Genomic DNA, 19,004 nt, shown 5'->3' on the forward strand with positions numbered 1-19,004 from the left:
CGTGAAATAAAAGGATCTGGTTAATGACCCACGAGCACTACTTGCAGGCGTGGCAGGAGAGCCAGGAGCTCGCCGAAGCCATGCAACCCTTGATAGGTCGCCTCTACCGACAGCAAGGGATAGAGATCACCCTCTACGGACGCCCGCTGCAAAACGCCTCCACCATCGATATCCTCAAGGCCCACCGGGTCGTTCGCCGCCACCAGGGCACCCCGCTGCCCATCCAGCAAAGCTTCCCTCTCCTGCGCGCCATCGTCGCCCTGAACCCCACCGCCGCCGAAGTCGATCTCGGCAAACTGGCCGTGGGCTACTGGCAGGATCACCAGGATGAAGCCGGCATCGAGGACTATCTGCGCGCCAAGCTGGCACCGGCCCTGAACCGCAGTGCTGTGCCCGCCCCGACCGACGTGGTGCTCTACGGCTTCGGCCGCATCGGCCGCCTGCTGGCCCGTCTGCTCATCGAGCGCACCGGCGCCGCCAACTCCCTGCGCCTGCGCGCCATCGTGGTGCGCGGCGGTCGCGACGGGGATCTGGAGAAGCGTGCCAGCCTGCTGCGCCGCGATTCGGTGCACGGCCCCTTCAACGGCTCCATCGAGGTGGATGCAGAACGCAGTGCCATCATCGCCAACGGCACCTTCATCCAGGTGATCTACGCCAACAGCCCGGCCGACATCGACTACACCGCCTACGGCATCGACAATGCGCTGATCGTTGACAACACCGGCGTCTGGCGTGACGAGGCGGGGCTGTCCGAGCACCTCAAGGCCCGCGGCGCCGCCCGGGTGCTGCTGACCGCCCCCGGCAAGGGAGAGATGAAGAACGTGGTGTTCGGGGTCAACCACGAGGTGATAGGCCCGGATGACAAGATAGTCTCCGCCGCCTCTTGCACCACCAACGCCATCACCCCGGTGCTCAAGGTGATGCAGGACAAGTACGGCATCCGCCACGGCCACGTGGAGACGGTCCACTCCTACACCAACGATCAGAACCTCATCGACAACTATCACAAGGGCGAGCGCCGCGGTCGCAGCGCAGCCCTCAACATGGTGATGACCAGCACCGGCGCCGCCAAGGCGGTGGCCAAGGCGCTGCCGGAGCTCAAGGGCAAGTTGACCGGCAACGCCATCCGGGTGCCCACACCCAACGTGTCCCTGGCCATCATCAACCTGTCGCTGGAACAGACCACCGATCGGGAGAGCCTCAACGCCTATCTGCAGCAGATGGCACTGAGCTCGGCCCTGCATCGCCAGATCGACTTCAGTGCCAGCACCGAGCTGGTCTCCTCCGACATGGTGGGCTCCCGTTTTGCGGGCATCGTCGACTCCCAGGCCACCATCGCCGAGGGGGATCACTGCGTGCTCTACGTGTGGTATGACAACGAGTTCGGGTACAGTTGTCAGGTAGTCCGGGTGATGGAGCAGATGGCTGGCGTAGTCCGCCAGGATCTACCGGTATAGTCCGACAGGATCTGCCCGCCTGAACCCGTGTTCATGGCTCAATTTTCAAGGAGAGGCCGGATGTCGTTTCAACAAGGTGAGTTTCTACAAGCGATCAGGCAGATGCCCGCAGAGGTGTACGAGCGGCTCAAGACTGCGGTCGAGCTCGGCAAATGGCCGGATGGCAAGCCCCTGACCGAGGAGCAGAAGGCCACTTCCCTGCAGGCCGTGATGGCCTGGCAAGCGATGCACCTTGAGAACCCCGAGCACATGAACATCGGCCGTGACGGCGAGATCGTGATGAAGAGCAAGAGCGAGCTCAAGCGTCAGTATCGCGACGAGGAAGAGATAGTGCGGGTCGACCTTAGCCACTGAGGCAGGCCGCACGTCACCTATCGCGGTAACGAAACGAAAGAGGGGAGCCATAATGGCTCCCCTCTTTTTTTCCTCTCTATGCAGGATGACTCATCCCCCTCATCCCCGGCCCTTCTCCCACCAGGGGAGAAGGGAGCTGGCACGCATCTGCGAGCAGTCAGCGGGCCACCTGCCGGCGATCTTCATGGCAAACCTCGCCACCTCGATCTATCCCCTCTCCCGCTGGGAGAGGGTTAGGGTGAGAGGGAAAGTCAGGGGGTCAGTTCACCCCGCAGGGACTGCTGCATCAGCTCACGGATGCGCGGCGCCGGCAGATCCTGGCTCAGCAGGAAGTGCAGCTTGGTGAGCGCCGCCTCGGCGGTCATGTCAAAGCCCGAGATGACTCCCGCACGGGAGAGGGCGTTGCCGGTGGCATAACCCCCCATGTTGACCTTGCCGTGCAGGCACTGGCTCAGGTTGACGATGATGACGCCCCGGGCAGATGCCTCGGAGAGCAGCGCCAGCATGGCCGGGTTCTGGGGCGCATTGCCCACCCCGAAGGAGAGCAGGATCAGCGCACGCACCGGCTGTTGCAGGATGTTCGCTATCACCTCCGCCGATATCCCCGGGTAGAGGGTCACCACCCCGATGGGCTGGGGGGTGATGTCGTGCAGCACCAGGGGGCGATCGCACGGCACGCCCAGCTCACCTGCCTCCAGGGAGATGGCGATACCGGCATTGAGCAGGGGCGGGTAGTTGGGCGAGTCGAAGGCGTGGAAGCCGTCGGCATGCACCTTCTTGCTGCGGTTGCCACGATAGAGCTGGTTGTTGAAGAAGAGCGTCACCTCGTGGATCGGGTAGTTGGCCGCGATATAGAGGGCGTTGAGCAGGTTCTGCTGACCGTCCGAGCGCAGCTCGGCCAGGGGGATCTGGGAGCCGGTGATGATGACCGGCTTGTGCAGATCTTCGAGCATGAAGGAGAGCGCAGACGCGGTGAACGACATGGTGTCGGTGCCGTGCAGAATGACGAAACCGTCGTACTTGTCGTAGTTGCCCTTGATATCCTCGGCGATGCGCTGCCAGTCTGCCGGCGTCATGTCGGAAGAGTCGATGAGGGGGGCATATTCGTGGATATGGTAATCGGGCATTTCCGGTCGATGGAACTCGGGCATCCGTGCCAGACAGTCCTCCATGAAGCCCGCCATCGGTACATAACCGTGGTCGGAACGCTGCATCCCTATGGTGCCGCCTGTGTAGGCAATGTAGATGGACTTCTTCACACCCTCTCCTCTCTCTGGACTGGAAACCGGCAAATCAAACAGGGCTCAACCGATACAGCTCCCCGTCCTTCAGATGGTGCGGGCGGGCTCAATATCGGTCATCAGCAGACCTCTTGAGGGTCTGTGTCCTCCCGTGGGGGCGGAACCGGGCGAATTATAAAGAGTGCCGCTGCAAATGACAGCCGCAGCAGCATTGTTGCGATCCGGAGCACACTCGGCGAGGCAGTTTTAAATGCCATGTTAACACCATGTTTTAATCATTAATGTGACATATGTGGATGTACTTGGTGTTTTTTGCTAGTATCCGGCGGGTTTTTCACAAATCTCATCTGGACGCCCGACGAACACGGGCTCGTGTCGACCCCCTCTTTTGCAGAGGGACGGGGCTGCGGCCCCTCTGTCACTGGCGCGTTCGCCACTCTGTTTCATCCCGGCTGGATCCGTGAGTCTTTCTCGCCAAAGACACAGCCGATCAACATGGGAGCACTGAATGCTACAACTTGATGCCTACGCCACCCTGGTCGCCGCGACCCTGGTGCTGCTGCTTGGCCGCCTGCTGGTCAACAAGATAGGACCCCTGCGCACTTTCAACATCCCCAAACCCGTGGCCGGTGGCCTGGTGGTTGCCCTGGTGCTGCTGGTGCTGCGTTCCACCCTGCAGATCGAACTGCAATTTGATACCAGCCTGCAGACGGCCCTGATGCTGACCTTCTTCGCCTCCATCGGCCTCTCCGCCGATCTGGGCAGCCTCAAGCGCGGCGGCAAGGCGGTGGCCACCTTCCTGCTGGTGGTCACCGGCCTGCTGCTGGTGCAAAACAGCCTGGGGGTGGGTCTGGCCACCCTGCTGGGGCTGGATCCCCACATGGGGCTGCTGGCCGGCTCCATCACCCTCTCCGGCGGCCACGGCACCGGGGCGGCCTGGGGCTCCATCTTCACCGAGAAGTACGGCGTGCAATCCGCCGCCGAGCTGGCGATTGCCTGTGCCACCTTCGGCCTGGTGCTGGGGGGCCTCATCGGCGGCCCGGTGGCCCGTTATCTGGTGAAGAAGGTGCAGGTGCCCGGTGAGGAGCACAACCGTGACGGCGCCCCCCAGGGCTTCGAGATGCCGGACATGGAGCGCCCGCTCACCACCTTCAGCCTGATCGAGACCCTGGCACTCATCGCCATCAGCCTGAAAGGGGGCGAAATGCTGGCCCTCTACCTCAAGGGCGGCGTCTTCGAGTTGCCGATCTTCGTCTGCGTGCTGTTCGTCGGCGTGCTGCTGCGCAACCTGCTCACCCTGCTCAACTGGCACGAAGTGAGCGACCGTGAGGTCTCCCTGCTCGGCAACGTCAGCCTGTCGCTCTTCCTCGCCATGGCGCTGATGAGCCTCAGGTTGTGGGAGCTGGCAAGCCTGGCCCTGCCCATCTTCATCCTGCTGGCCGTGCAGACGGTAGCCATGGCGCTCTACGCCATCTTCGTCACCTTCCGGGTCATGGGGCGCAACTATGATGCGGCCGTGCTGGCGGCGGGTCACTGCGGCTTCGGCCTCGGCGCCACCCCCACTGCCATTGCCAACATGCAGGCCATCACCCAGCGCTTTGGCCCCTCCCACCTGGCCTTCCTGGTGGTGCCCATGGTCGGTGCCTTCTTCATCGACATCATCAACGCCGTGGTGATCAAGCTGTTCCTGGCCCTGCCCTTCCTGTGATCCCGGACGCAGGCCCCGTATGACAGAGCCCACCTTGCGGTGGGCTCTTTGCTTGCTGGCCCCTGGACGCTTGGGCACCACGGGTTACGCTGCCACGACGGTGCCGCCGAGCCCCACCAAGGGGCCGACGGCAGGCAACAAAAAGCCCCGCACCAAGGTGCGCAATGCTGTTCAGATAAGCACATTTTTGACTAATTATTCATAAATGCGACTTGAGTTGGGGGAGCAAGGCTGTTTCCAGTCGATGTTCCTTCAGCCTTTATCCAGCGTGGCTTGCAATAGAAAGAGGGAGGCATCATGCCTCCCTCATTTTTTAGCCCTGATACTACGTGGACTGGAACTCAAATTCTCTTAAGTGAACAGCATTGCGCACCAAGGTGCGGGGCTTTTTACTGACGCCACGGTAGGACTGCGGCCTGACCTTCCTTACAAAATAAAGGTCGACACCTGCTGGTTCAGGTTGGTGGCACGCCCCTTGAGGTTGTGCGCCTGATCCAGGTCGCGCATGGCGGAAGCGGTGATCTCGTCGCTCACATCCTTGATGGCAGTGGTGTTCTGGGTGATTTCACCGGTCACCTGGGTCTGCTCCTCGGCGGCGGTGGCGATCTGGCCCGCCATGTCGGAGATGAGGCTGACGGCCTGGGTGATCTCCTCCAGGGCCGCAGCGGCGGCGTCGGCATCCTTCACGCTGTTGTCCGCCAGCCCCTGGCTGGTCTGCATCAGGCTCACCGCGCGGGCCGTGGTCTGTTGCAGGGTTTCGATGGTGGACTGGATCTCCTGGGTAGAATCCTGGGTACGGCGCGACAGCACCCGCACCTCGTCCGCCACCACGGCGAAACCGCGACCCTGTTCGCCGGCACGGGCCGCTTCAATGGCCGCGTTCAGCGCCAGCAGGTTGGTCTGCTCGGCGATGCCCTGGATGGTGGAGAGGATGCCGGAGATGGCCTGAGCGTGACGGCTCAGCTCGCCGATGACGCCGGTCGCCTGCCCCACTTCCTCGGCCAGGTTGTTGATGGACTGGCGAGTCTGGTTCACCAGGATCTTGCCCTGTTCACTGCTCTGGGCGGATTGCTGGGCGGCCGCAGCGGTGTTCTCGGCGTTACCGGCGATCTCCATGGTGGCACTCGCCATCTCGGTGACGGCGGTGGCGACCATGGTCACCTCCTGTTGCTGGCGTTGCAGCTCTTCCACCGCGGCCTGGTTGGTCACCAGACTGCGTTCGGCATCGGCGTTCAGCTCGTTGGCAAGCTGACGGATGTTGGCGATGAGCTGATGCTGGCTGCCCACGAAGCGGTTGAAGCTGCCGGCGAGCTGGCCCACTTCGTCATTGGCGTCGATCTTGATGCGCTGGGTCAGATCGCCGTTACCGTCGGCGATGCGGGCCAGGGCCTGGGACACCTTGGTGAGGGGGCCGAGCAGCAGGCTGACCAGCCAGGAGATGGCGAGGATGCTGCCCACCAGCACCAGCAGGGCCAGGCCGAGCTGGGTCATCAGCAGGGAGGAGAGCGGCGCCTCCAGGGTGCTCTTGTCCAGTACCAGCACCAGCTCCCAGTCGGTGTCCGGAATGTCCGTCGCCCACAGCAGCTTGTCACGCCCCTCGTTGTCGAAGAAAGCAGGCACCAGGCTGTTGCTCGCCTTGCTCTGATCGATCAGGGCATTGGTCAGATCGTTGTCGATCTCGCTGGCCGGCTTCATCGCCTTGGCCGCATCCTTGTAGGCGATGACGGTGCCATCCTTGTGCATCAGGATGGCGAAGCCGTCCGCTGGCAGCTTCATCTTGGTGATGTCATCCACCAGGGAGGCGATGGAGAGATCCCCCCCCACCACGCCGCCCTGGGCAGGCTGGGCCAGGGTCACCACCAGAATGTTGTAGGCCACGTCAAGGTAGGGTTTGGTGACGATCATGCCGCCCTTGGCCATGGCTTCCTGATACCAGCCACGGGAGCGGGGATCGTAACCGTCGCGGTTGATGGAGGGGTCGGAGTCGTTCATCTTGCCGCTGCCCTCACCGAAATAGGTGAGCTGGAAACGGCCGGACACCTGGGCCTGTTGCAGGGCGTTGAGGGGCTCGGCACCGGCCTTGTTGCCAAGGGCCTGGATGACGTCACGACGGGCGGCAAGCCAGTCGCTGACGCTGGCGGCCTGCTGGCTGCCAAGGCGCTGCACCTGTTCCTGACTGCCTTGCAGCAGCATGGACTTCTGGCTGGTGTAGCTCTGCCAGGAGAGCAGCAGGATCACCAGTGACAAGGCGATGACCACAGACAGATGACCACAGACAACAGTATCTTCTGCTTGAGTGATAGGTTTTTCATCGTGTTTTCTTCTTGTGGGGGTCGGGAACAGGATCAATCGGGAGTGCGTGGCACTGTGTGTTGTTAGCGGCCAATCTGCGCAAAACTGAAGCGGAGAATGGCGTGAGTGACGATATTTTACGCGGAAATTTTAAAAATGCTGCGGAAAATTGGAGCAGGAAAAAGAGCGGGGCCAGCCAACCCTGTTTATTCCTTCTGCAATTGGCTAGAATATCCCGTTTTTAAATCACATCGACCCCGAGAGTTTTCACGATGTTTGAAGTCAATCCTGTATTAAACAAGCTTAAGGAGCTGTCTGAGAGGACCGAGCTGCTTAGGGGGTACCTTTGACTATGACGCCAAGAAAGAGCGTCTAGAAGAGGTCAATGCCGAGCTGGAACAGCCGGATGTCTGGAACGAACCCGAGCGCGCACAGGCGCTGGGCAAGGAGCGCGTCTCCCTGGAGAACGTCGTCAGCACCATCGATACCCTGACCCAGGGCGTCGATGACGTCGAGATGCTGGTCAGCCTGGCCGTCGAAGGCGAAGACGAAGAGACCTTCAACGAAGCCGTGGTCGAAGCGGACGAGCTGGAGGCCAAGCTGGTGGATCTCGAGTTCCGTCGCATGTTCTCCGGTCAGCACGACGGTTCCGACTGCTACATCGACATCCAGTCCGGTTCCGGTGGCACCGAGGCCCAGGACTGGGCCAACATGGTGCTGCGCATGTACCTGCGCTGGGGCGATGCCCACGGCTACAAGCCCGAGCTCATCGAATGCTCCGAGGGCGACGTGGCCGGCATCAAGTCCGCCACCATCAAGTTCACCGGCGAGTATGCCTTTGGCTGGCTGCGCACCGAGACCGGCGTGCACCGCCTGGTACGCAAGTCGCCGTTCGATTCCGGCGGCCGTCGCCACACCTCGTTCTGCTCCGTGTTCGTCTACCCCGAGATCGATGATGACATCGAGATCGAGATCAACCCGGCTGATCTTCGCATCGACGTCTACCGCGCCTCCGGTGCCGGTGGTCAGCACGTCAACCGGACCGAGTCCGCGGTGCGTATCACCCATGTGCCGACCGGCGTGGTGGTGCAGTGCCAGAACGACCGTTCCCAGCACAAGAACAAAGATCAGTGTATGAAGCAGTTGAAGGCCAAGCTCTACGAGCTGGAAATTCAAAAGCAGAACGCTGAGAAGCAAGCCCTCGAAGAGACCAAGTCCGACATCGGCTGGGGCAGCCAGATCCGCTCCTACGTACTGGATGATTCCCGTATCAAGGATCTGCGCACCGGCGTCGAAACCCGCAATACCCAATCGGTACTCGACGGCGACTTGGACAAGTTTATCGAAGCCAGCCTGAAATCAGGCCTGTAAACAGAGCAGCAGGAATCACCATGTCTGAACAAACCACCCCCCCGGAAGTCGACCAGACTCTCGAACTGAACAACGAGATGCTTGAGCGCCGCTCCAAGCTGGCCGCCTTGCGCGCCCAGGGCAACCCCTTCCCCAACGACTTCCGTCGTGACAGCCTCTCCGGCGATCTGCATGCCGAATTCGGCGACAAGAGCAATGACGAGCTGGTCGCCCTGGGTAAACAGGTGAAGATTGCCGGTCGCATCATGACCCGCCGGATCATGGGCAAGGCGTCTTTCGCGACCCTGCAGGACATGGCTGGCAAGATCCAGATCTACGTGACCCGTGACGATCTGCCGGAAGGCTTCTACAACGAGCAGTTCAAGAAGTGGGATCTGGGTGACATCGTCGGTGTCGAGGGCACCCTGTTCCGCACCAACGCCGGTGAGCTCTCCGTACACGTCTCCACCATCCGCCTGCTGACCAAGGCCCTGCGCCCGCTGCCCGAGAAGCACAAGGGTCTGACCGACCAGGAAGCCCGCTGCCGCCAGCGTTACCTGGACCTGATCGCCAACGAAGAGTCCCGCAAGACCTTCGTGACCCGCACCAAGGTGGTGGCCGGCATTCGCAAGTTCCTGAATGACAAGCGCTTCATGGAAGTGGAAACCCCCATGATGCAAGTCATCCCGGGTGGCGCCTCCGCACGTCCCTTCATCACCCACCACAATGCGCTGGACATCGACATGTACCTGCGTATCGCTCCGGAACTCTATCTGAAGCGTCTGGTGGTCGGTGGTTTCGAGCGTGTCTACGAGATCAACCGCAACTTCCGCAACGAAGGCATCTCCGTTCGCCATAACCCCGAGTTCACCATGCTCGAGTTCTATATGGCCTACGCCGATTACATCGATCTGATGGATCTCACCGAAGAGATGCTGCGCACCCTGGCACAGGACATCCTGGGCGACACCAAGATCCGTTACGCCAAAGAGGGCGAAGAGGGCCTGACCATCGATTTCGGTCAGCCGTTCCAGCGCCTCTCCATGGTGGACTCCATCCTGAAGTACAACCCGGGTGTGACCCGTGACGATCTGGCCACTCTTGAGAAGGCCACCGCCGTCGCCAAGGGTCTGAAGATCGAGCTGATGAAGAGCTGGGAGCTGGGCCACGTGATCACCGCGATCTTCGAAGAGACCGTGGAACACATGCTGCTGCAACCGACCTTCATCACCGAGTACCCGGCCGCCGTCTCCCCGCTGGCCCGCCGCAACGACCAGAACCCGGACGTCACCGACCGCTTCGAATTCTTCATCGGCGGCCGCGAGCTGGCCAACGGCTTCTCCGAGCTGAACGATGCGGAAGATCAGGCCGAGCGCTTCCAGGCCCAGGTTGACCAGAAAGCCGCAGGCGATGACGAAGCCATGTTCTACGACGCCGACTTCGTGACCGCACTGGAACACGGTCTGCCGCCGACTGCCGGTCAGGGCATCGGTATCGACCGTCTGGTGATGCTGTTCACCAACAGCCACACCATCCGCGACGTCATTCTGTTCCCGGCCTTGCGTCCACAAAAGTAAGCGCCGCAGAAACAGGGCCGCAGCAAAACGCTGCCGTCCATGGCAATCAAAACGCCCCGCAATTGCGGGGCGTTTTTTTATGACGGACACAACCGGTGCGAACCTTCAATACGCCACCATACGCCACCAACTTGCCGCTTATCAGGCCGGTGGCAGCAGCCACTCCCCCTGCCACAGGGTCAGTGCCCGGCCCGCCATCAGCACCCGCTCCTCCTGCAGTTCCAGCCTGAGATCCCCGCCTCGGGCCGAGACCTGGCGGGCCCGCAATTGCCGTTTGCCGAGCCGCTCGGCCCAGAAGGGCACCAGGGCGCAGTGGTTGGAGCCGGTCACCGGATCCTCGTCCACTCCTACCCAGGGGGCGAAGTAGCGGGAGACGAAGTCGTCCTCCTTCCGGCTCGATGGCGCCGTCACCATGATCCCCCGGCCCGGCAGCGCCCGCAGGGCGTGAAAATCGGGGGTAAGCGCGCGGACCGCCTCCTCACTGGCGAGCTCAAGCAGGAACTTGGCCCCGACCGCCAGGGTTTGCAGCGGCTGGCAGCCGAGGGCAGCCCCATAGGCAGGGTCCAGCTCAAGAGGAGCCAGAGAGATACGCGGGAAGTCGAGCCAGATCCAGCTCTCTTCGCGCCTGGCCACCAGCTCGCCGCTGCGGGTCGCGAAGCGGATGGGGAGCTCCCCTGACACCTCCCCCGTCTGCCACAGCACATGGGCCGCCGCCAGGGTGCCATGGCCGCACAAGTCCACCTCCACTTGCGGGGTGAACCAGCGCAACCCGTAATGCTCCTCTCCCAGTTGGGTCAGAAAGGCGCTCTCAGAGAGGTTGAACTCCGCTGCCATGGCCTGCAGCTCGGCGTCGGGCCGCGCTTCCCCCAGCACCACCACGGCGGGGTTGCCTCCGAAGGGGTGATGGCTGAAGGAGTTGACATGATAGAGACGGGACATGGTTGCTCCTTGGCGCATGAGAGATCACCGGGACAGGGGGCTCGGCAAGGCCATTTTTATATCACGGGCGCACCGGGGCTGAGATGGATTTTGGCTTTATAAATTCATAAATCGCATAAAGAAGATATTTTTATTCTTTGTAGTTATTCATTACACCCCTTACCCTGACCAAAAATCAGACCATGGAAGACATGTGTGATGCCATTGACAGCCCCCACCCTGAGCCCGCTCTCTGACGAACAGCAGCGCCAGCTCAACCAAGTTCTCACCACCCTCAATACCCAGCAACTGGCCTGGGTCAGCGGTTATCTCTACGGCCTATCCCAGGCGGGCGTCCAGCCCGTGGCGAGCGCAGGCGCAGAAGTCGCGGCTCCCGGCGGCAGCCTGACCATTCTCTACGGCTCCCAGACCGGGAATGCCAAGGGCGTGGCCAGCGCCATCAAGGCCCAGGCTGAGGCCCGCGGCCTGCCGGTGACCCTCGCCTCCATGGCGGACTACAAACCCAAGCAGCTCAAGAAAGAGAGCCACCTGCTGGTGGTAGTGAGCACTTACGGGGAGGGGGAGCCCCCCGAGAGCGCCGTCGATCTGTTCGAGCAGCTTAAAAAAGGCAAGATTGGCAAACTCGAGGGCCTCAAATTTGCCGTGCTGGGGCTGGGTGACAGCTCCTATGAGTTCTTCTGCCAGACCGGCAAGGATTTCGATGGTTTCCTCGCCAAGGCAGGGGCCGAGCGCATCCATGAGCTAGCTAGCCTCGATGTGGATTATCAGGATGCCGCCAAGGCCTGGGGCGAACAGGCCGTTGCGGCGGTCGCCGCCACACTCTCTGCCGGCGCCGCGACCGCCAGCGTGGCGGGCTCGGTGCAGGCCGCCGTCGGCCACAGCCAGTACAACAAGGAGAACCCCTTCCCGGCCAGACTCTCGGTGAACCAGAAGATCACCGGCCGCGACTCCACCAAGGACATCCGTCACATCGAGATCAACCTGGAAGAGTCCGGCATCACCTATCAACCGGGGGATGCGCTCGGCATCTGGTTCGACAACGACGCCGATCTCGTGGGGGAAGTGCTGGTCCTGGCCGGTCTGACCGGTGACGAGGCTACCCCTCATGGCAGCCTGCGCGAGGCGCTGACCCGTCACTACGAGCTGACCCGGCTGCACGGGGGCCTGATCACTGGCCTCGCCGAGATCACGGACAACGCGGCGCTCAAAGATCTGGCCGGTGACAAGGCCCAGGTCAACGCCCTGGTGACCAGCGCCCAGGTGGTGGACGTACTGAAACGCTTCCCGGCTTCCTTGAGTGCCGATCAACTGATCGCACTGCTGCGCCCCCTCACCCCCCGCCTCTACTCCATCGCCTCCGCCCAGAGCGAGGTGGAAGAAGAGGTGCACCTGACCGTCGGCGTGGTGCGCTACCTCCAAGAAGATGGCACAGTGCGAAGCGGCGGCGCCTCCTCCTATCTGGCGGACCGTCTGCCGGAAGATGCCGAGGTCCGGGTGTTCGTGGAGCACAACGACAACTTCCGCCTGCCCGCCAATCCCGATACCCCCGTCATCATGGTGGGCCCGGGCACCGGCATTGCTCCGTTCCGCGCCTTCCTGCAGGAACGGGAAGCACAGGGGGCAGAGGGCAAGAACTGGCTCTTCTTCGGCAACCCCCACTTCACCCAGGACTTCCTCTATCAGGTGGAGTGGCAGCGTTATGTGAAATCGGGCCTGCTGTCCAAGATCTCCCTGGCCTTCAGCCGGGATCAGGCCAACAAGATTTATGTGCAGGACCGTCTGCGCGAGGCAGGGCTTGAGCTCTACCAGTGGCTGGAAGCAGGCGCTCACTTCTATGTGTGTGGCGACGCCAACCACATGGCGAAGGATGTGCAGGAAGCCCTGCTGGAAGTGATTGCGGAACACGGCCACAAGAGCCGTGAGGAAGCAGAAGAGTATCTGAGCGAATTGCGTCGTGCCAAACGTTATCAAAGGGATGTCTATTGATGAGCAAACAACTTATTCCGGGACCGGTCGAAGGGCCGCTGGCTGACAACGAACGCCTCAAGCGCGAGAGCAACTTCCTGCGCGGCACCATCGCCGAAGATCTGCAGGACCCGCTCACCGGCGGCTTCAACGGCGACAACTTCCAGCTGATCCGCTTCCACGGCATGTATCAGCAGGATGACCGCGACATCCGCCCGGAGCGCACCGCCCAGAAGCTGGAGCCCCTGCACAACGTCATGCTGCGCGCCCGCCTGCCCGGCGGCATCATCACCCCGGCCCAGTGGCAGGTGATCGACAAGTTCGCCGAAGAACACAGCATGTACGGCAGCATCCGCCTGACCACCCGCCAGACCTTCCAGTTCCACGGGGTACTGAAGCGCGACATCAAGCTGATGCACCAGACCCTCAACAGCACAGGTATCGACTCCATCGCCACCGCGGGGGACGTGAACCGCAACGTGCTCTGCACCAGCAACCCGGTGGAGTCCGAGTTGCACCAGGAGGCCTACGAGTGGGCCAAGAAGATCTCCGAGCACCTGCTGCCCAAGACCCGCGCCTACGTGGAGATCTGGCTGGATGGCGAGAAGCTGGGGGGTGACGAGGAGCCGATCCTGGGCTCCAACTACCTGCCGCGCAAATTCAAGACGACCGTGGTGATCCCGCCCCACAACGATGTGGACATCCACGCCAACGATCTCAACTTCGTGGCCATTGCCGAACACGGCAAACTGGTGGGCTTCAACGTGCTGGTGGGGGGCGGTCTGGCCATGACCCACGGCGACACCACCACCTACCCGCGCAAGGCGAGCGACTTTGGCTTCATTCCGCTCTCCCACGTGCTGGAGGTGGCGGCCGCCGTGGTCAGCACCCAGCGCGACTGGGGCAACCGGGTCAACCGCAAGAACGCCAAGACCAAGTACACCCTTGAACGGGTGGGGGTCGAGGCCTTCAAGGCCGAGGTGGAGAACCGCGCCGGCATCCAGTTCGGGCCGGTTCACCCCTATGAATTCACCAGCCGTGGCGATCGCTTCGGCTGGGTGGAGGGGATCGACGGCAAGCACCACCTGACCCTGTTTATCGAGAACGGCCGCCTGCTGGACTTCCCGGGCAAGCCCCTCAAGACCGGCATGCTGGAGATCGCCAAGGTGCATCAGGGGGACTTCCGCCTCACCGCCAACCAGAACCTCATCATCGCGGGCGTGCCTGCCGGCGAGAAGGCTCGCATCGAGGCGCTGGCGCGCCAGTACGGTCTGCTGGATGACGGCGTGAGCGAGCAGCGCAAGCAGTCCATGGCCTGTGTGGCCCTGCCCACCTGCCCCCTGGCAATGGCCGAGGCCGAGCGCATGCTGCCTGCCTTCGTCACCGACATCGAGGGGCTGCTGGCCAAGCACGACCTGGCGGATGACGCCATCATCTTCCGGGTCACCGGCTGCCCCAACGGCTGCGGCCGCGCCATGCTGGCGGAAGTGGGTCTGGTGGGCAAGGCGCCGGGTCGCTACAACCTGCACCTGGGGGGCAACCTCGAGGGGACCCGCATCCCGCGCCTGCATCTGGAGAACATCACCGAGCCGCAGATCCTGGCCGAACTGGACGCCCTGATCGGCCGCTGGGCGAGCGAACGCAACCCGGACGAGTGCTTCGGCGATTTTGTCATTCGCGCCGGGATCATCGCCCCGGTTATCGACTCCGCGAGGGACTTCTATGCAGCCTGAACAGACTGATACAGCCCGGCTGGCGCGCACCGCCGACGGCCGGCTCGACCTCGACGCCCTCCTGGCCCTGGGCCGGGAGGAACAGGTCGAGGCGCTGGCCCCCCTCAACCGGGAGCTGGACGCCATGAGCGCCCCCGAGCGGGTGCGCTGGGCCCTGGCCAACCTGCCGGGGGAGCACGTGCTGTCGTCGAGTTTCGGCATCCAGGCGGCGCTCATGCTGCACCTGGTGAGCCGCGAGCGGGCCGACGTGCCCGTGGTGCTCACCGACACCGGTTATCTCTTCCCCGAGACCTACCGTTTCATCGACGAGCTGACCGAGCGTCTCGCGCTCAACCTCAAGATCTACCGGGCCGAACTCAGCCCGGCCTGGCAGGAGGCCCGCTTCGGCCTCCTGTGGGAGCAGGGGGTGGAGGGGATCACCCGTTACAACCAGCTCAACAAGGTGGAGCCCATGGACCGCGCCCTGAACGAGCTGGGTGCCCGCACCTGGTTCTCGGGCCTGCGCCGTGAGCAGTCCGGCAGCCGGGGCAAGCTGCCGGTGCTGGCCATCCAGCGCGGTCGCTTCAAGTTCCTGCCGGTGATCGACTGGAGCAACAAGGACGTCTTCTACTACTTCAAGGAGTTCGACCTCCCCTACCACCCGCTGTGGGAGCAGGGCTACCTCTCGGTCGGCGACGTGCACACCACCGCCAAGTGGGAGCCCGGCATGAGCGAGGAGCAGACCCGCTTCTTCGGCCTCAAGCGCGAGTGCGGCCTGCATGAGGAAGGTGGCGAGAGCGACGGCTCCGGCATCTGATCCCCGCGGCCCGGCCATGTGCTGCGCCCACAAAAAAACGCCCGGCAACTGCCGGGCGTTTTTCTTTGTGCAGAAGGGCGACGTACCCCTCATTACATGGCGGCGGCGCGCGCCTGATTCAGCCAGTCGTTCACCAGCGCCTCGTGGCCCTTGAGCCAGGCGTCGGCATGACGCTCCACGTCCGCCGGCTTGTTCTGCCCCTTGTTCATCAGGCCGTTCTGCACGTTGATGTCATTCAGCGGCAGCTTGACGATGGAGAAGAGCTTGGCGGCGGCCGGATTGGCCTCGGCAAACCGCTTGTTGGCAACGATGTGCATGGTGTTCACCGCAAAGCCGTAGTTCTTGCCGTTCGGCAGCCGGGTCTTGTTCGCATCCTTAGCATCGGCGGGCACCTCCAGCCACACCACATCCCGCCCCGGCACCAGTTCGCTGCTGAGCCAGTAGGGGGTCCAGGTGTAATAGAGCACCGGCTTGCCGGCCTGGTAGCGAGCCAGGGTATCGGCGATCAGCGCCGCGTAGTTGCCCTGCTTGTGGGCCACCGTGGGGGTCAGACCAAAGGCGTCGAGGTGATGGTTGATCGCCCCCTCGCAGCCCCAGCCGGGGTTGCAACCGATGAGGTCGGCCTTGCCGTCGCCATCCCCGTCAAACAGCGCCGCCACCTCGGGATCCTTGAGCTGGCCCAGGTTGGTGATGCCGTATTGGGTCGCGGTCTTCTTGTCGATGAGGTACCCCTGGGCGGCACCGGCCACATAGGTGCCCTCACGGAAGAACACCTTGTCGCCCCCCGCCTGCTCGTACTTGTTGTCCTGCAGCGGCACCCAGTTGAACGCGAGGAAGGTGCCGTCTCCCTGGGCCACCGAGGCATAAGCCACGTTGTAGTCCACCTCCTGGGCGGGCTGGACATCGTAACCCAGACGCGCCATCAGCTTGCTCACCAGCAGGCTCTGGAAGGCCTCTTCCGGCAAGGAGCTCTGCAGGGGCTGAACGCGAACCCCCTCCCCCGGCAACTCTGCGCTGGCCATGGCGAGCGGGCTCAGCAGTTGGGCACTCAGCAGCAATGTGCCCAGGGTCAATCCTTTGGTGGTCTGTCTCATGCGTTTACTCCTTTGTAATCGATTTTCTTGTCACGACCGGTCAGGCGCAGCAGCAGGGCGGCGGGGCCATGCTGATACCAGCGGCCGGTACGGGTGCGATCCGGTTGCCCCATCGCCTGGGTGAGGCGGTCGAGCACGATGGCCAGCAGCACGATGCCGAGGCCGCCGATGGAGGCGAGCCCCATGTCGAGCCGGCCGATGCCGCGCAGCACCATCTGGCCGAGACCCCCCACCGCGATCATGGAGGCGATCACCACCATGGAGAGCGCCAGCATCAGGGTCTGGTTGACCCCGGCCATGATGGTGGGCATGGCGAGTGGCAGCTGTACCTTGAACAGCAACTGGGAGGGGCTGGCACCGAACGAGTGGGCCGCCTCCACCAGATCCGTGGGCACCTGGCGAATGCCCAGCATGGTGAGCCGGATCATGGGCGGCAGGGCGAAGATGACGGTCACCACCACCCCGGGCACGTTGCCGATGCCAAACAGCATCACGATGGGGATGAGGTAGACGAATGCCGGGGTGGTCTGCATGGCATCCAGCAGCGGCCGGGTCCAGGTGGAGAGCCGCTCGCTGCGGGCCAGCAGGATGCCGGTGGGCACCCCCAGCAGCACGCAGAAGAACAGCGAGGTCAGCACCAGGGACAGGGTCACCATGGCATCGGACCAGGCCCCGATGAGCCCGATCCCCACAAGAGATACGAGCGTGCCGAGCGCCATGCGGCCGTTCACCAGTTGCCAGGCAAGCAGGGCCAGGAGCCCCATCATCAGGGTGGAGGGCACCGTCTGCAGCAGATGGGTCATGGCGTTCAGGGTCAGCTCCACCGGTGCGCGGATCAGCTGGAACAGCGGCCGCAGGTTCTCCACCAGCCAACCGATGCCCCCTTCCACCCAGGTATCCAGAGGCACCAGCGCCTGCTGGAAAGGATCCAGCCAGTCGATGGCGGTTGTGGTGTCGGCGGCTTCGATCTGGTTCTGCCAGTCGGTGGCCTGGGTGTCGGTACTGCCCCAGGGATCGGACACCTCGGTGGACGCAGGCGCGCTCCAGGGGTCTGCCGCCACCTCATCGGCCCGCAGGGAAGGGCTCGCCAGCAGCACCAGGGCCAGCAGCCCGCTCAGCAAGAAATGGGGATTCATCAGCTTCATGCCGGGGTACTCCTGTCCAGGGTATTGAGCAGATTGGCCTTGGAGATGAGGCCGAGGTAAGTGCCATCCTCCTCGACCACGGGCACCTGACAGGGGGCGGCCGCCACCTGGCTGATCAGTTCATTGAGGGCGGTGTCCGCCAGAATGGGCTGAATGTCCCCCAGCAGCGCCTGCTCCAGGCTGCCTTTGGCCCTGACCGCCTGACCGAGCGACTCCACCGAGACGACCCCGAGGAAGCGGCGGCTGCGATCCACCACGTACCCGAACTCCCGCTCAAGCTCCTTGAGCTGGCGCAGGGCGTTGCCCGGCCCGTCGGTGGTGTGTTTCTTGATGAGGGGCACCTGCTTGCGGCTGGCCACATCGCGGGCGCTGAACACATGGGCCAGATCCACACCGCGAAAGAAGGCGCGCACATAGTCGTTGGCGGGCTGGTTCAGGATCTCGTCCGGGGTGCCCACCTGCACCAGCTGGCCATCCTGCATGATGGCGATGCGATCGCCGATGCGCATCGCCTCGTCCAGATCGTGGGAGATGAAGACGATGGTGCGCTGCTGGCTGGCCTGCAGCTTGAGCAGCTCATCCTGCATCTCGGTGCGGATCAGGGGATCCAGCGCGGAGAAAGCTTCGTCCATCAGCAGGATGTCGGGGTCATTGGCAAGGGCCCGGGCCAGCCCGACCCGCTGCTTCATGCCGCCGGAGAGGGCATCCGGATAAGCCTCTATCCACTGTCCCAGCCCCACCTGATGGAGCGCCTGACGGGCGCTCTGCTGGCGCTCCGCCAGCGGTACACCGGCCAGCTCCAGCCCGAAGGCGGTATTTTCCAGCACACTCAGGTGCGGCATCAGGGCGAAAGACTGGAATACCATGCTGATCTTCTTGCGGCGCACCCGGCGCAGCTCGCGCTCCGAGATGGCGGCGATGTCCTCGCCATCGATCAGCACCTGGCCGCGGGTCGGCTCGATCAGCCGGTTGAAGAGACGCACCAAGGTGGACTTGCCCGAACCGGAGAGGCCCATCACCACGAAGATCTCCCCTTCGTTGATGGACAGATTGACATCCTGGACCCCCAGGGTCTGTCCGGTCTTTTTCAGGATACTGGCGCGATCATGCCCTTTCGCCAGCAATTTGAACGCTTTATCCGGCTGATCGCCGAAGATTTTGTAGAGGGATTTGACCTCGAGTTTGACTGTCATATTGTCCTTTTTTCTGGTTCATCGCGGCTTTCCGGGGAAGGCCGCCTTGATTTTCAGAAAAAAGTATTCTGAGTCCCTAAATCCATATGCCATGCGCTTTATCACTTTGATCTTGTTGTTCACCCCTTCCAGCACACTCGTGTGCATCGGGTAGTTTGCA

The 19,004-nt window shown here is 62.9% G+C and carries 14 protein-coding genes and 1 pseudogene; 8 read left to right on the forward strand and 7 right to left on the reverse strand.

From position 1 onward, the window contains the following. Positions 1-23: 23 nt before the first annotated feature. Together J9889_RS10240 and J9889_RS10245 are read left to right on the forward strand one after the other, a co-directional pair. Positions 24-1,457, forward strand: a complete 1,434-nt coding sequence (locus J9889_RS10240; protein WP_010675422.1) for a glyceraldehyde-3-phosphate dehydrogenase — start codon at positions 24-26, stop codon at positions 1,455-1,457. 60 nt (positions 1,458-1,517) lie between these two features. Beyond that, positions 1,518-1,811 carry a DUF1315 family protein gene (locus J9889_RS10245; RefSeq protein ID WP_017788389.1) on the forward strand — a complete coding sequence of 98 codons (294 nt, stop codon included), beginning with the start codon at positions 1,518-1,520 and terminating at the stop codon, positions 1,809-1,811. A gap of 251 nt (positions 1,812-2,062) precedes the next feature. Here J9889_RS10245 and ansA read toward each other — a convergent pair whose 3' ends face one another. After that, positions 2,063-3,070: an asparaginase gene (gene ansA / locus J9889_RS10250; protein ID WP_010675424.1), complete on the reverse strand. Its 1,008-nt coding sequence runs from the start codon at positions 3,068-3,070 to the stop codon at positions 2,063-2,065. 490 nt (positions 3,071-3,560) lie between these two features. On the opposite strand from ansA, the gene gltS reads away from it, so the two are divergent. Then, positions 3,561-4,760, forward strand: a complete 1,200-nt coding sequence (gene gltS / locus J9889_RS10255; protein ID WP_041212483.1) for a sodium/glutamate symporter — start codon at positions 3,561-3,563, stop codon at positions 4,758-4,760. Positions 4,761-5,186: 426 nt separating this feature from the next. Here gltS and J9889_RS10260 read toward each other — a convergent pair. Beyond that, positions 5,187-7,072: pseudogene (locus J9889_RS10260) on the reverse strand (methyl-accepting chemotaxis protein). Positions 7,073-7,324: 252 nt separating this feature from the next. Between J9889_RS10260 and prfB the strand changes: the two are divergent. Both prfB and lysS read left to right on the forward strand, forming a co-directional pair. Further along, positions 7,325-8,423, forward strand: a protein-coding gene (gene prfB, locus J9889_RS10265) for a peptide chain release factor 2 (RefSeq protein ID WP_102948437.1) whose coding sequence is annotated in 2 segments (ribosomal slippage) — positions 7,325-7,399 and positions 7,401-8,423 — 1,098 coding nt in all. Because the reading frame shifts where the segments join, the coding sequence is not laid out codon by codon here. 77 nt (positions 8,424-8,500) lie between these two features. Further along, a complete protein-coding gene (gene lysS / locus J9889_RS10270; RefSeq protein ID WP_223937765.1) occupies positions 8,501-9,979 on the forward strand; it encodes a lysine--tRNA ligase in 1,479 nt (492 codons plus the stop codon). Between the two features lie 141 nt (positions 9,980-10,120). Here lysS and J9889_RS10275 read toward each other — a convergent pair whose 3' ends face one another. Further along, positions 10,121-10,918 (reverse strand): PhzF family phenazine biosynthesis protein, encoded by a 798-nt coding sequence (locus tag J9889_RS10275; RefSeq protein ID WP_210556609.1) that lies wholly within the window; start codon positions 10,916-10,918, stop codon positions 10,121-10,123. A 198-nt stretch (positions 10,919-11,116) separates the two neighbouring features. Between J9889_RS10275 and J9889_RS10280 the strand changes: the two genes are divergently transcribed. From J9889_RS10280 to J9889_RS10290, 3 genes are read left to right on the forward strand one after another with little or no spacing between them, the layout of a single operon-like run. After that, positions 11,117-12,904 (forward strand): assimilatory sulfite reductase (NADPH) flavoprotein subunit, encoded by a 1,788-nt coding sequence (locus tag J9889_RS10280; RefSeq protein ID WP_210556614.1) that lies wholly within the window; start codon positions 11,117-11,119, stop codon positions 12,902-12,904. Then, on the forward strand, positions 12,904-14,616 hold the full coding sequence (gene cysI / locus J9889_RS10285) for an assimilatory sulfite reductase (NADPH) hemoprotein subunit (protein ID WP_200164584.1): 1,713 nt from the start codon (positions 12,904-12,906) through the stop codon (positions 14,614-14,616). The genes J9889_RS10280 and cysI overlap by 1 nt, the downstream gene beginning before the upstream one ends. Further along, entirely contained in the window at positions 14,606-15,412 is an 807-nt protein-coding gene (locus J9889_RS10290) for a phosphoadenylyl-sulfate reductase (protein ID WP_010675432.1), read from the forward strand. Before cysI ends, J9889_RS10290 begins: the two co-directional genes overlap by 11 nt. 92 nt (positions 15,413-15,504) lie before the next feature. Here the strand turns inward: J9889_RS10290 and proX are convergent, their stop codons facing one another. The 4 genes from proX to J9889_RS10310 all read right to left on the reverse strand — a co-directional run. Continuing rightward, positions 15,505-16,506: a glycine betaine/L-proline ABC transporter substrate-binding protein ProX gene (gene proX, locus J9889_RS10295; protein WP_210556611.1), complete on the reverse strand. Its 1,002-nt coding sequence runs from the start codon at positions 16,504-16,506 to the stop codon at positions 15,505-15,507. Next, the gene (gene proW / locus J9889_RS10300) at positions 16,503-17,651 is read right to left on the reverse strand and encodes a glycine betaine/L-proline ABC transporter permease ProW (protein ID WP_210556612.1); all 1,149 of its coding nucleotides are present in this window, start codon (positions 17,649-17,651) and stop codon (positions 16,503-16,505) included. The genes proX and proW overlap by 4 nt, the downstream gene beginning before the upstream one ends. Further along, positions 17,648-18,844 (reverse strand): glycine betaine/L-proline ABC transporter ATP-binding protein ProV, encoded by a 1,197-nt coding sequence (gene proV / locus J9889_RS10305; protein WP_104452413.1) that lies wholly within the window; start codon positions 18,842-18,844, stop codon positions 17,648-17,650. Before proV ends, proW begins: the two co-directional genes overlap by 4 nt. Before the next feature lie 18 nt (positions 18,845-18,862). Then, positions 18,863-19,004: transposase (locus J9889_RS10310; RefSeq protein ID WP_210537842.1), on the reverse strand; the 142-nt coding region annotated here is incomplete at its 5' end.

Source organism: Aeromonas sp. PrichA-15, from assembly GCF_017939245.1.
Classification (GTDB): domain Bacteria; phylum Pseudomonadota; class Gammaproteobacteria; order Enterobacterales; family Aeromonadaceae; genus Aeromonas; species Aeromonas caviae.

Bases quoted from the DNA above. Each gene is read 5' to 3' on its own strand.
- gltS (WP_041212483.1), top strand. From the start codon at position 3,561: ATGCTACAACTTGATGCCTACGCCACCCTGGTCGCCGCGACCCTGGTG.
- lysS (WP_223937765.1), top strand. From the start codon at position 8,501: ATGCTTGAGCGCCGCTCCAAGCTGGCCGCCTTGCGCGCCCAGGGCAAC.
- J9889_RS10245 (WP_017788389.1), top strand. From the start codon at position 1,518: ATGTCGTTTCAACAAGGTGAGTTTCTACAAGCGATCAGGCAGATGCCC.
- J9889_RS10290 (WP_010675432.1), top strand. From the start codon at position 14,606: ATGCAGCCTGAACAGACTGATACAGCCCGGCTGGCGCGCACCGCCGAC.
- proX (WP_210556611.1), bottom strand. From the start codon at position 16,506: ATGAGACAGACCACCAAAGGATTGACCCTGGGCACATTGCTGCTGAGT.
- proW (WP_210556612.1), bottom strand. From the start codon at position 17,651: ATGAAGCTGATGAATCCCCATTTCTTGCTGAGCGGGCTGCTGGCCCTG.
- J9889_RS10280 (WP_210556614.1), top strand. From the start codon at position 11,117: ATGCCATTGACAGCCCCCACCCTGAGCCCGCTCTCTGACGAACAGCAG.
- J9889_RS10275 (WP_210556609.1), bottom strand. From the start codon at position 10,918: ATGTCCCGTCTCTATCATGTCAACTCCTTCAGCCATCACCCCTTCGGA.
- proV (WP_104452413.1), bottom strand. From the start codon at position 18,844: ATGACAGTCAAACTCGAGGTCAAATCCCTCTACAAAATCTTCGGCGAT.
- cysI (WP_200164584.1), top strand. From the start codon at position 12,904: ATGAGCAAACAACTTATTCCGGGACCGGTCGAAGGGCCGCTGGCTGAC.
- J9889_RS10240 (WP_010675422.1), top strand. From the start codon at position 24: ATGACCCACGAGCACTACTTGCAGGCGTGGCAGGAGAGCCAGGAGCTC.